General features: G+C 53.5%; 9 protein-coding genes and 3 pseudogenes. 9 read left to right on the plus strand and 3 right to left on the minus strand.

What is annotated here, in order from left to right; all coding sequences use genetic code 11:
- Positions 1 to 90: 90 nt before the first annotated feature.
- The 4 genes and pseudogenes from tnpB to AC1Q6I_RS31425 form a co-directional block, all read left to right on the plus strand.
- The gene (gene tnpB, locus AC1Q6I_RS31410) at positions 91 to 339 is read left to right on the plus strand and encodes an IS66 family insertion sequence element accessory protein TnpB (RefSeq protein ID WP_158244689.1); all 249 of its coding nucleotides are present in this window, start codon (positions 91 to 93) and stop codon (positions 337 to 339) included.
- A 61-nt stretch (positions 340 to 400) separates the two neighbouring features.
- Positions 401 to 1,708 (plus strand): annotated as a pseudogene (tnpC, locus tag AC1Q6I_RS31415) (IS66 family transposase); the annotation flags it as partial.
- A 578-nt stretch (positions 1,709 to 2,286) separates the two neighbouring features.
- Positions 2,287 to 3,948, plus strand: coding sequence for a group II intron reverse transcriptase/maturase (gene ltrA / locus AC1Q6I_RS31420; protein WP_024073359.1), 1,662 nt, complete (start codon positions 2,287 to 2,289; stop codon positions 3,946 to 3,948).
- 104 nt (positions 3,949 to 4,052) lie between these two features.
- Positions 4,053 to 4,274: pseudogene (locus AC1Q6I_RS31425) on the plus strand (transposase domain-containing protein); the annotation flags it as partial.
- Positions 4,275 to 4,312: 38 nt separating this feature from the next.
- On the opposite strand, the gene AC1Q6I_RS31430 reads toward AC1Q6I_RS31425, so the two are convergent.
- On the minus strand, positions 4,313 to 5,275 hold the full coding sequence (locus AC1Q6I_RS31430; protein ID WP_024073360.1) for an arsenic resistance protein: 963 nt from the start codon (positions 5,273 to 5,275) through the stop codon (positions 4,313 to 4,315).
- 93 nt (positions 5,276 to 5,368) lie between these two features.
- On the opposite strand from AC1Q6I_RS31430, the gene AC1Q6I_RS31435 reads away from it, so the two are divergent.
- The 4 genes from AC1Q6I_RS31435 to AC1Q6I_RS31450 all read left to right on the plus strand — a co-directional run bounded on the left by AC1Q6I_RS31435 (position 5,369) and on the right by AC1Q6I_RS31450 (position 9,619).
- Positions 5,369 to 5,803 carry a MerR family transcriptional regulator gene (locus AC1Q6I_RS31435; RefSeq protein ID WP_024073361.1) on the plus strand — a complete coding sequence of 145 codons (435 nt, stop codon included), beginning with the start codon at positions 5,369 to 5,371 and terminating at the stop codon, positions 5,801 to 5,803.
- A 265-nt stretch (positions 5,804 to 6,068) separates the two neighbouring features.
- A complete protein-coding gene (locus AC1Q6I_RS31440; RefSeq protein WP_256581644.1) occupies positions 6,069 to 6,200 on the plus strand; it encodes a hypothetical protein in 132 nt (43 codons plus the stop codon).
- A gap of 514 nt (positions 6,201 to 6,714) precedes the next feature.
- Positions 6,715 to 9,174, plus strand: a complete 2,460-nt coding sequence (locus tag AC1Q6I_RS31445; protein ID WP_024073364.1) for a heavy metal translocating P-type ATPase — start codon at positions 6,715 to 6,717, stop codon at positions 9,172 to 9,174.
- A gap of 46 nt (positions 9,175 to 9,220) precedes the next feature.
- Entirely contained in the window at positions 9,221 to 9,619 is a 399-nt protein-coding gene (locus AC1Q6I_RS31450) for a TFIIB-type zinc ribbon-containing protein (RefSeq protein ID WP_073844972.1), read from the plus strand.
- A 124-nt stretch (positions 9,620 to 9,743) separates the two neighbouring features.
- Here the strand turns inward: AC1Q6I_RS31450 and AC1Q6I_RS31455 are convergent, their stop codons facing one another.
- Positions 9,744 to 10,025 carry a DUF411 domain-containing protein gene (locus tag AC1Q6I_RS31455; RefSeq protein ID WP_181125140.1) on the minus strand — a complete coding sequence of 94 codons (282 nt, stop codon included), beginning with the start codon at positions 10,023 to 10,025 and terminating at the stop codon, positions 9,744 to 9,746.
- Between the two features lie 233 nt (positions 10,026 to 10,258).
- On the opposite strand from AC1Q6I_RS31455, the pseudogene tnpC (AC1Q6I_RS31460) reads away from it, so the two are divergent.
- Positions 10,259 to 11,103 (plus strand): annotated as a pseudogene (gene tnpC / locus AC1Q6I_RS31460) (IS66 family transposase); the annotation flags it as partial.
- A 761-nt stretch (positions 11,104 to 11,864) separates the two neighbouring features.
- On the opposite strand, the gene AC1Q6I_RS31465 reads toward tnpC (AC1Q6I_RS31460), so the two are convergent.
- Complete coding sequence (locus AC1Q6I_RS31465; protein WP_019818115.1) at positions 11,865 to 12,539, minus strand: heavy metal response regulator transcription factor; 675 nt, start codon at positions 12,537 to 12,539, stop codon at positions 11,865 to 11,867.
- Positions 12,540 to 12,838 lie beyond the last annotated feature (299 nt).

Here is a 12,838-nt window from a genome sequence, read left to right on the forward strand (position 1 = left end):
CATAACCAATCCATGACATTGGACGCACAGTATATCGTTACCATTAGATAAATGAATTAACCGCTCAGTCCACTAGCCAAGGTGATCGCGGTGTTCGGTGCGGCGCAGCCGCACTGCGCTTATCTGTTCGCCAACCGCCGCGCCAATCGCATGAAAGTGCTGGTGCATGACGGCTTCGGAATATGGCTGGCGGCGCGCCGGTTAAACCAAGGCAAGTTCCACTGGCCTGGCATCCGCCATGGTCCTGAGATGGAACTGGATGCCGAGCAACTTCAAACGTTGTTGCTGGGGCTGCCATGGCAACGCGCAGGTTCTGGAGGCTCGATCACACTGCTTTAACGGCAGCCATTAGCCTATCGGTCTATCGTCGCGAAACGCCCGCTCTGGCAAAGTCCGGCGTATGACTTCTTCGCCCAATCTCGACCAACTGTCTCCCAATCAACTGCGCGTCCTCGCAGCGCAGTTGCTCTCGCAAGTCGACACTATGGGCAAGAAAATCAACCGTGATCAAACAGTCATTGAGAAACAGACCCACGAGATCGCCCAGCTCAAGCGTTTGAAGTTTGCCAAGCGCAGCGAGCAGATGAATCCTGAACAGGCCAGCCTGCTAGATGACCTGATCGATACTGATATCGCGGCGATTGAGGCCGAGCTTCAGGCGTTGCAAATAGCACCAGAGGCGACCGAGGAAAAGCTAAGGCCCAAGCGCACGGCATTGCCGGCAGAATTTCCGCGAACGTTGATCCATCACGAACCGGACAACACTCACCGCCCATGCGGCTGCGCCCTGAAGCGCATCGGTGAGGACGTTAGCGAGAAGCTGGACTACACGCCCGGCGTGTTCACCGTCGAACGCCATGTCCGTGGCAAGTGGGTCTGCGATAACTGCGAAACGCTGATCCAGGCACCGGTTCCGCCGCAGGTCATTGATAAGGGCATCCCGACTTCGGGCCTGCTCGCACACGTCATGATCGCCAAGTTTGCTGACCATCTGCCGCTTTACCGTCAGGAATCGATCTTAGGTCGAGCGGGCTTGGCGATTCCACGTTCAACCTTGGCTCAATGGGTTGGCGTGACCGGAGTTCAGTTGCAGCCGCTGGTCGATGCGCTGCGCGAAGTAGTGCTTGGGCAACAAATCATCCACGCAGATGAAACACCGGTGCAGATGCTCATGCCGGGAACAAAGAAAACCCACCGCTCCTATGTGTGGTCCTACGCTACCAGCCAGTTCTCGGATGTGGCAGCGGTGGTTTATGACTTCAGCCCCAGTCGCGCCGGAGAGCATGCTCGCGACTTCCTTCAGGACTGGAATGGCAAGTTGGTCTGCGACGATTTTGGCGGCTACAAGGCCAGCTTTGAACTCGGCGTGACCGAGATCGGCTGCATGGCCCATGCACGGCGCAAGTTCTTTGAACTGCACGCTACGAATAAAAGCACGCTCGCCGAGCAAGCCCTGCGCTATATCCAGTTGTTGTACGAAATCGAAAGAGAAGTCAGAGACCTGGAGCCGGATTTACGGCGCCGAATACGGCAAGAAAAAGCCGTACCGGTGAAGGATAGGCTGCATGCCTGGATGAACGCGCAGCGTGATCTTGTGCCCGAAGGTTCGGCCATCAGCAGAGCGCTCGATTACAGCCTTAAACGCTGGGCAGCGCTGTCGCGCTACCTCGATGACGGGGCGGTTCCCATTGATAATAATTGGGCGGAGGTGCGACACGAAGTCGCTTAATGAAGTTGTTCCCCCTTGGTGGGAACCACCCGTGTCACCGGGTGAATCTAGAAGGCTGAATCAAGAGCGCCTTCGACAATGTTACGAGGCGCCGCAAGGTGCGGGGTACCAATCGTGAGAGGCGTACCCTTCTGGCAGCCATGGCCGGACAAGTGCTAGATAGTTGGTATGGTGAACACACGTGAATCTGCGCAACGATCGTTAAATTAAGCGAGCGGAAATGGCTTACACGCTCGAACCAAAATGGTAATGGAGGTGGGAACTGCGTCTTTCTACTACGCATTCGTGACCCACATGCCTCCCGGTCGATAGCAGGCACCTAACCCGACGCACTTCAGTAAGCGGAACGTGGAAATCCCGTATCGCTCCCGTCAGGGAAAGCCGTTTGTAAAAATTGCCCATGGCGGTGCGGGCGAAGGAACGAGGAAAAAGCGAACGCCGTCCTGTAATGGGTTGGATAGAGGTTGAAACATCACTTCACGCGAAAGCGGGCAGACGTCCTCATGGTCTCTCTTCACACGAGAGTAGGTAGAACCCTTTCAACGGAAGGAGAGCAAATGAACGCAGCAGCATTGGCGTGTGCACCTTCCGGCACGTCGTGGGACAGCATCGATTGGATCGCCGTACAACGTCGTGTCAGAGGGCTGCAAGCGCGTATTGTGAAGGCTGTACAAGATGGCAGACATAACAAGGTGAAAGCCCTGCAATGGCTGCTGACTCACTCGTTCAGTGGCAAGGCATTTGCTGTGAAACGGGTGTCTGAAAACAAAGGCAAAAATACCCCCGGCGTGGACAAGGTTACTTGGAATACGCCTAGGGCCAAGCTCGGCGCGATAGAGTCGTTGACGCGGCGAGGTTACTCGCCGCTCCCGCTTCGGAGAGTGCTTATTCCGAAGAAAAACGGCAAAACGAGACCTCTTGGAATTCCCGCGATGAAATGCCGGGCCATGCAGGCGCTTCATCTGCTGGCTCTGGAACCGATAGCGGAAACTACCGGCGACCCGAACTCTTATGGGTTCAGGCCGGAACGCTCAACTGCGGATGCCGTCGCACAGTGCTTTGGTGTGCTGTCACGAAAAGCAAACGCGGAATGGGTGTTAGAGGGCGACATTCAAGGCTGTTTCGACAATATCAGCCATGACTGGTTGATCGCCAACATTCCCATGGACAAGGCGATTTTGCAGAAATGGCTCCGGGCTGGTTATGTCTACCAAAAGCAGCTATTCCCCAGCCACGCCGGAACCCCGCAGGGAGGCATCATATCCCCGGGGTTGGCGAACATGACGCTGGATGGGTTGGAAGCGATGCTGGCGAAGAGATTTCCCAACGCGAAGTGGACAGCCCGAAAAATGCGCGTGGTGCGTTATGCAGATGATTTCATCATCACTGGTTGTTCGAAAGAATGGCTGGAGAATGAAGTCAGGCCCGCCGTGGTTGAATTTCTGGCAGAGCGTGGACTTGTCCTCTCTCCGGAAAAAACCAAGATAACGCACATAGGGGACGGGTTCGACTTCCTCGGATGGAACCTGCGCAAGTACAACGGCAAGCTCCTGATCAAGCCGTCCAAGGCGAACATCGGGGCTCTACTTGCCAAGCTGCGAGAGTTGATCAAGACCAACAAAACGATACGACAGGCTAACTTGATAGGTTTGCTCAACCCGGTTCTACGGGGCTGGGCGAACTATCACAGTCATGTCGTCGCCAAGAAGGTCTTCAACCAGGTGGACAGCGCAGTGTGGGAAATGCTCTGGCGATGGGCGGTACGTCGCCACCCTCGCAAGACACGCCGATGGGTGAAGGATCGGTATTTCAAAGTACAAGGGGCGCGCCGTTGGGTGTTCTCGTGTACTGAAAAATCCGCCGATGGTCGGAAGCGTCAGTACACGCTAGTAGACGCCTCAGACACACCGATTGTGCGACATATCAAGATTAAGGCTGCTGCCAACCCTCACGACCCTGCATGGGATGAGTACTTCGAGTCCCGCTGGGGCAAGAAGATGCTCACTTCCGTTAAAGGTCGAGCCAAGCTGTATCGGGTATGGGTGCAACAGGGCGGCAGGTGCTGCGCCTGCTTCAAGCCGGTGACCAAAGACACACCGTGGCACAGTCGCCATATTGTGAAGCTAGGTCATGGCGGGACGGACGCTGCGGCTAATCTTGAGATTTACCACCTGCGTTGCCCACGAGATGTGCAATTTGCCAATGTCGACGATGTATAACCGGGTGCCCAATGGCGCCTTAGCAGAGGCTTGAGCCGTGTGCTGGGAAACTCGCATGCACGGTTCTTAGGGGGTTGGACGCGGGCAACCGCGTCTGACTACCCGACAACCAGATCCGGCCATGGGCTCTTGGGCGCAAGAACTGGCTCTTCGCCGGGTCGCTACGCAGCGGAAAACGGGCTGCGGCGATCATGAGCTTGATCCAGTCAGCGCGGCTGAATGGCCATGATCCGTACGCCTATCTAAAGGATGTTCTCACGCGCCTGCCGACGCGGCGCGCGAGTGAGATTAACAAGCTGCTGCCGCACAGGTGGGCACCTGTTTAATCGCGCAGGGTGTTTTGTGCTTATGTCTTCCCTGGCATCTACATTTTGCGCCACACCAAAGCAGGAATTGCTCGGATGTAAATTAGTTCGCTGACCAACTCAATCAGCGTTTGAGTAATCACTGCTGCCGCAGCGAGCCCTCTGATTTCCTCGGGCAAGGCCAATGCCAATGGTAGAACTACCAATGAGTTTCGTGTCGAACTGCTGAAAGCGACAGATCTTGCCGTGCTAGCCGGTAACTTAAACGCCCGAGCCACCAGCGCACCCACCACGGGTGCCAAGAGCATGAAACCAATGTAGACGGGAATAACAGGCAGCAGCTTGTCCATGTCTCTGACCACCGTTGAAATCTGAGAGCCGATCACTACGACCAATACAGCCGCCATAGCTGGCACAGGCATCCAAGCCCATACATTGTTCCAGCCCTCAACGATGCGTGACCCCTTTGCCCCGGCAGCTGTTGCTACTGCCAAGACCAAGGGTAAAGCGATCAGCACTACGAAGGCCTCAACAAATGGGCCGACCGATATAACCACCGCCGAGTCATCACTCACCATGAAGGCTAGATAGAGGGGTAGTAGCACAAGCTGAAGCACGAGTAGTAATGGTGTTGCCGCCAGAGTCAGTTTGGAGTCGCCCTTACCGATATGGGTAAACACAACAACATAATCGATACAAGGCGTCAGCAAGACCAATAGTGCGCCCACCAAAATCGCCGGGTGGTCGGCTAGGCCCATCGTCAACGCCCAAACCAACAGGGGGATGGCGACGAAATTGGCGGTCAGCAGCGCGGTCATGAAACGCTTGTTTGCAAGCCCTTTGCGAAGATCCAAGAATGGGATCTGCAGAAACATGGCGTACATCAGCACAGCGATGGCTGGTGTCACCAACGCACCTAACGCTTGAGAGGCATCAGGTGCGAGCAGGCCCCCGATAGCCGCGACAATGACCGCGACGAAGTAAACGGGAATCTGGTTCTTCTCTAGCTGTTCTCTGTCCACGGAATGCCCTTAAAACGCGTGAAATCATTTTTCGATTGAGCAGGTTAATATCTGTAGCTACTACAGGTTCAAGAAAATGCTTGGGGAGTTTGGATGTCAGGAATCGGAGCGCTGTCGAAATCAACGGGTTGCCACATTGAAACGATTCGCTACTACGAGAAAATAGGCCTTCTCCCTCCGGCCCTACGGTCGACAGGGCGGCATCGAATCTATACCGAAAAGCATCGGTCACGACTCATCTTCATCAGGCAGAATCGTGAACTGGGCTTTCCACTCGACGATATCCGCGAACTCATTGCGCTCGCGGCAGATGCTGATCGTCCGTGTGCTGATGCGTTGTCGGTGGTCAAGAAGCACTTGGCAGAAGTGGAATCTAAGGTAGCTAAGCTCCTGCAGATCCGGATAGAGCTGCTCTCAATGGCAGGCACGTGTGAGTCAAGATGCCTAGGCTCGAACACTCCAGACTGTACGATTATTGAGTCACTGTTCGAACCCGCTGCTGGGGCTCGCTCTGGTTGCTGCTCCTAGACGAGTCAAGAGCATAGGGGAGCAAGCTGCCATTGAAACCGAATAGCGCGATAGTCTCGACAGGGTCTTTCGAGCGTCCGTCTACACCAAACGGGCTGGTGCAAGATGTGTTCGGCAGACGCTTACTAAAGTGGTGCGCCACTGCTGGCATAAAAATATCAAGCTATAGTGTTTGGGGCCCTCAATCTCGTGACCGTACTGAGCGAACGCTTACACGGCAGACGTTTGCCAGGGCATATACCTATCAACTGAAGGAGCAAGTTCTATGGCCATCAAACCTGGGCCCAAGCCAATTGCCGAATCAACCGGCAAGACAGACCAGCGTCGCCGTGTAACCCCCGAGAACAAGCCTAAGCATCCCGACCTGGACGTGTATAAGCACAAGAAGGGTGATTGATGAGACCCCGCCAGACATGGCGGGGTTTTATTCTCGGTTAGCAGGTGTCACCGGATTTCCAGTGGGCATCTCCTAATTAATGCCGAAAAGCTTGTAGTAGGGTTGTTGAGGAGGACATGCTGGTGCGACTGTGTCGAGGAGCTTTCTGGATATTTCTACCCTTAACCCTGTCGGCTACCGATGGTAATGAGCGCTTAGAGAGGTCTACAGCCGACACATGCCAATGGCGTCGAAAACCATCATGGCGGATTTCTCCAAACGTTTACTCGTAGGCTTCACAACGCGATTGACGACTTGCTCGATATGCATGACTCCCAGGGTGAAAGCTGAGTGGGCATTTGAGGTGCTGACCAACCTGGCTGATGCATCGCAGCATGCAGCTATCAGGCGCTCGCACTGAGGGACGTAGACTCGAGCGGCGCCCTCGGCCCAGTCGAAATTTCAAACTCATTGCTTGACACTGTAGCTACTACAGGCTGTTCAATGACGCCATATCCTTATTGGTAGATGCGTCATGAGCCAGGAAAACCCGTCGAAAGCCAAATTGCACCTCGTGCCGAAGTCGGACGATTGCTGTTCTGCTGACCCCCGCGAGACCTTCGCCAAACAGGTTCATTCTCGTGCACATCATGTTGAGCATGGGCCTGATCACGCCGAGAGCTTGGGCAGAACGGGATCGCATGCGTGCGGTTCGAAGGATTCTCAGCCTTGTGGAGCCAAGTCCACCGACCATAATCAAGACCATAGCGCACACGATCATGGCACTTCAGCTCAAGCCCATTCCGATGCCGACCATTGCTGTTTGAGCAAAGTGGATTCCGCAGGGGCGGTGACTTCACATTCGGCCATGGCTGAGCCAGAAGGCACGACCCTGGTTCGGTATCGCATTGATAAGATGGATTGCCCTACCGAAGAGCGGCTAATTCGTAATCGCTTAGAGCCGATGCCTGGCATCGCACGACTTGATTTCAATCTGTTGGATCGTGAGCTGACAGTGCATCATCGCTTGGATGATCCGAAGGCGATAGTCATCGCTTTGACCGCGCTGGATATGGGGCCCAATCTCATCGAGGCCGGCGCAACCCCGAATGCCATTTCACCTGCTCTGACGACGCGCTTGAAAGGGCTGCTGGCGGTCAGCGGTCTAGCTGCCATCGCCGCTGAAGTGATCGCTTGGACGACCGGACAGGAGGGTTCTTTGCCTGTAATGTCCTTGGCTGCGCTGTCCATTCTTACTGCTGGTCTACCAACTCTGAAGAAGGGGTGGATCGCTGTAAAGAACTTCACATTGAACATCTACTTCTTGATGTCTTTGGCTGTCTTGGGTGCCATGGTGATTGGCAAGTGGCCGGAAGCCGCGATGGTGGTTTTCCTTTTCGCTATTGCCGAAGCCATCGAAGCACTCTCACTTGAGCGAGCGCGTAACGCGATTAAATCGCTGACTGCATTAGCTCCTGAGACTGCGGAAGTCATGACCGAAGCTGGCTGGAAAGAACACCCGGTTGAGAATGTCGTTCTCGGCAGCCGTATTCGTGTTCGCACAGGGTCGCGGGTACCGCTGGATGCGAGGGTGGAATCTGGTCGTGCTGCTCTCGACCAAGCCCCTATCACTGGTGAAAGCTTGCCAGTAGATAAGGCAGAGGGGGATCCGCTATATGCTGGCAGTATCGTGACAGACGGCGTCGTGGAGGCGACTGTCACGGCAGTCGCTGGCGAAAGTACGCTCGCTCGTATTGCTGCCGCGATTCAGGATGCGCAGTCTCAGCGGGCGCCGACGCAGAGGTTCGTTGACCAGTTCGCACGGTATTACACCCCAGCCGTAGTGGCGGTGGCATTTCTTGTTGCCGTTTTAGGCCCAGTGCTGCTTGGTGGTACGTGGGGTGAATGGTTGTATGAGGCCCTGGTGTTGTTGGTCATCGCGTGTCCTTGTGCCTTGGTCGTCTCAACGCCTGTCACTGTTGTGAGTGGTCTTGCCGCAGCCGCACGGCATGGAATCTTGATCAAGGGTGGTGCCTACCTGGAAAGCGGGCGCCTGCTGAAGGTGGTTGCTCTGGATAAAACAGGCACGTTGACTCAGGGCAAGCCAGTTCTGACTGACTCAGATATATTCAGTGACTTGTCTATCGAGAAGGCAACTTTGATTGCTGCGAGTCTTGATGAGCAAAGTACCCACCCAGTAGCGAAAGCATTGGTCAATGGGTGGAAATCGCAGCAGCCTGGCGCTGTGGCTCTGCCTGTCAGTGACTTCAGTGTGCTAAATGGCCGAGGCGTGAAAGGCACGATCGACGGTCATCTTTGGCATCTAGGCAACCATCGTTTGGTTGAGGAGTTGGGCGTGTGTTCTTCGGAGCTGGAGGCCAGACTTTCACGGCTTGAGGAAACTGGCAAAACGGTGATCGTGCTATGCGGCAATAGCGGCCCCGCCGCGATATTCGCGGTCGCAGACACAGTCCGACCGGAGAGTGTTGAAGCTGTGGCTGCTTTGAAGGCTTTGAACGTGGTTCCAGTAATGCTGACTGGGGATAATCCTGCGACGGCGAGGTCGATCGCTGAGCAATTGGGCATCGAGGATGCCCGTGGAAATCTGATGCCAGAGGACAAGCAGACTGCAGTCGCTGAACTCAAACGCAGATATGGCGCCGTTGGGATGGTTGGTGACGGCGTTAATGACGCCCCCGCCTTAGCGCAATCCGATATAGGTTTCGCAATGGGAGCCGCAGGGACAGCGACAGCTCTCGAAACAGCTGACGTTGCGATCATGGACGACGACCCTCGAAAAATCGCGTACTTTATCAGCCTGAGTCGCCGATCCGCCTCGGTTCTAAAGCAAAACATCATTTTGGCTCTGGGCATAAAAGTTGTCTTCTTGGCGTTGGCTCTCTCTGGTTTCGCGACATTGTGGATGGCCGTTTTCGCCGACATGGGGGCGAGCTTGCTCGTCGTATTCAATGGCTTGCGGCTGCTGCGTCGGTGAAATGGCTGCTGCGTTTTATATAGCTCATTCGCTGGAGGAGAGAACCATGCACTGCCCAGTTTGCAAAGAAGTACTGTTGGTAATGTCGGAACGTCAAAACGTTGAAATCGACTATTGCCCGCAATGTCGAGGTGTTTGGCTTGACCGGGGAGAACTCGACAAGATCATCGAGCGTAGCCAGCAGGAAGAACAAGAAGCTCGTTTTCTTCCACAGAGCGTATCTCAGTCGCTGCAAGGTACACCTCCGTCTGAACCTGTGTATGCCCAGCCGTCTTCTGGCCACCATGACAACAAACGCGGCACTAAGCACGGCCACTCCGCGCCGCAGCCTGGTCACGGTGGTGGTTGGCGGGACGGATATCAGAACGGCCATCAGAATCAGTCGAGGCATCAGGAAGAGCAGGTTTATCATAAGAAATCGTTTTTACGGGAAATTTTCGACTAATATTTGCTTGGATACAGCGATCCGCTAATCAGACTCCAGCCGGAAGATTTGATCAGCCGGCTGTAGCTTTTTCGAAACCCGGTATCCGGTATTCAACCAGTTTAGTAGAGCGGTTCCTCAGCCACTAGCGGGCCCGAAAATCCTGTAAAACCGTCTCTCCCCTTGACTTGCTCATCCCAATTACCGGGTAGGCGCTGCGTCGGTCACCTGACTCCATTCCGAGCGATCCCACGGGCATACCGAAGGCAGCTATTCCGTCCAGATTGGCTCGTCGACTTAGTTCAGCAATTTGTGTGACCGGAACATGGCCTTCGACGAATTTCCCACTTACAACTCCCGTGTGGCACGACGCCAGATTTACGGGTACGCCGAGCTTCTCGTTCATATCGCTAATGTTGTTTTCCATATAGTCGACCACTCCTTCAGATAAGCGATCCACCTGGTCCAGCAGCCACAGTTAGGGGCTTTGTAGACGGCAATTGATTACGCTGCCTGTAACAATGAGGCTGCATTTAGCGTTGCAACGAGTGCAATGACTTGAACGGTCTTTTTGAATGAATTCATGGCTGATGCTACTTAACGAAGAGAAAGAGAGGAGGAGTTAGCGTGCATAGCCTCACCGACGGTGGCCAGATGGCCGTGACTGGGGTTCAGTTCCAGCCGCTGGTTGATGCGCTGCGCGACGTGGTTCTCGGGCAGCAGATTATTCAAGCCGATGAGACACCTGTGCAAATGCTCATGCCGGGAACTAAGAAAACCCACAGTTCTTATATTTGGTCCTATGCCACCAGCCAGTTCTCGGACGCGGCAGCGGTGGTTCACGACTTCAGCCCTAGCCGCGCCGGAGAACACGCTCGCAACTTCCTGAATGACTGGAAGGACAAGCTGGTCTGCGATGATTGTGTCGGTTACAAAGCCAGCTTCGAACTAGACGTGACCGAGATCGGGTGAATGGCTCATGCGCAACGTAATTTCTTTGAGCTGCACGCTAAGAATAAAAGCACGCTTGCGGAGCAAGCTCTGCGTTATATCCAGTTGTTGTACGAAATTGAAAGCGAAGTCGCGATCTGGGGCCGGATTTACGACTCCGAATACGGCAAGAAAAAGCTGTACGGGTGATGAATATGCTGCACGCCAGGTTGATTGCCTAGCGTGACCTCGTGCCTGAAGTCTCAGCCATCAGCAGAGCACTCGATTACAGTCTCGAACGCTGGGCAGCGCTGTCGCGCTACCTCGATGACGGGGCTGTACCCATAGACAATAACTGGGCAGAGAACCAGATCCGATCATAGGGCCTTGGGCGCAAGAACTGGCTCTTTGCAGGGGCCTTACGCAGCGGAAAACGTGCGGCAGCGATCATGAGTCTGATCCAGTCTGCGCGCCTGAATGGTCATGATCCGTATGCATATCTGAAGGATGCTCTCACGCGGCTGCCGACGCAGCGGGCGAGTGAAATCGATCAGTTGCTGCCGCAATCTTTTTAATCACGCAAGGCGTGATGCCCGGACGCTTATGGCGATACTCAAGCTAATGCAAAAGTTCTGACGATTGAGCAAGTGTGACGGCTTAACCCGACGGCAAGGGGAGGTGTCGAATATCGTCAACCATCAACGCAAAACGCCGTAATCGTTTCAATATGTAGCTTTCACTGTAGAGTTTAAAAGCGTTATGCAATGAGCTTGCAAGGTATCTAGAGAGCCGGAGTGATTCACTTGCTCGCCTTCAGAGATCATAGAGTATGCGACCTTTAAGTCACGACCGTATTGTCCACTCCATGGCATGCTTAGGCTTCATGCCCCGGTAGATTTATCATATCCACACGCAACTACATGGATATGTGCGCCGTGGCACCGTCACGTAGTTCGTCTCACCAGATTATGAGAGTATCAACTGATAAAAATCCACGTTCCTTGAACTACACTTTATCATCGGCAACTACGTTACTCACAAATACCTAAAGTGAAAGCGGGTCTGAACGCTTCCACATACATTGGACACTGAAATCCAGCTTGTGGATAAGCATTATCGAGCGCTGTTTCGGGGGGGTATGGTGTTTTTTCGCACCACGGTTTTGGACCGGTAGGCGAGTTGAAAGCTTCGATTAGCAAGTTTTTTGCGCGCCGAAATGTATATCCGACGCGGTAGGCCAGAAGCGCCAAGTGAAAGACAAACTTGGATGAAACCTGAAGTGCCCGTGAGTCGGCGAAATCACAGGAGCGTATGTGATTGCTTCAAGAACAGCACGCTAGCGTTTTTCTAGAACATATCCTACGCCTCTGAGTGTATGTATCAGTTTGTTTTCAAAAGGATCATCCATCTTGGCTCTTAATCTTCTAATTGAAACTTCTACAACATTTGTATCGCAGTCGAAATTCATGTCCCATACCTGAGATATGATCTGTGTACGACTCAGGACAATTCCCGTATTTCTCATTAAATAGTGCAGAAGTGCGAATTCCTTCGTTGTTAAGTCGATACGCTGACCGTCTCTAAACGCCCTATGACGGCTTTGATCCAGCTCCAGATCGGCTACGCGAATGATCTCAACAGATGCTGGATTATCAGACCTGCGCATCAGTGCGCGAACTCGAGCAAGCAGTTCCGGGAATTCAAAAGGCTTAATTAGGTAATCATCTGCACCATTCTCTAGTCCTCTGATTTTATCAACCAAGCGACTTCGAGCAGTAAGCATCATAATTCTACAAAGACAATTGTTTCTTCGCAACAATTCAAGTACCTGCCACCCATCCATCTCCGGCAGGTTGATATCTAGGATGATTAACTCGTACATATGTTGTTTGGCCAGAAAAAGCCCGTCGTATCCGGTATGTACGCAATCCACGATATAACCGCTCTCCGTAAGGCCTTGGCGCACATATTCGGCAGTTTTTACTTCGTCCTCAATTACCAGAATTCGCATTGGATTTTGTCTCGATATGACTGAGCTGTTTTAACTACGCGAATGCGCTGTCATCATTGGCAGGAATGATAATTCAAAACCACTTGGGTGGGGGCTAAATAACGTACTTGTAATCAGTGAGCAATACACTTGATAACATCGCGATATATTATATCGTGGCTCGGACCAACCAGTTGCGGGTTATTTCTCTACTGCTGAATTGACCTTATGAAATGTTGGGTTGTTTTTTTTATTATGGCCATTTTATTCCGTGCAGATGAGGGCGATTTTTCTCATGCTGAAGAAGGCGGTCACTGGTG

The organism is Pseudomonas sp. MPR-R2A5 (assembly GCF_058793055.1).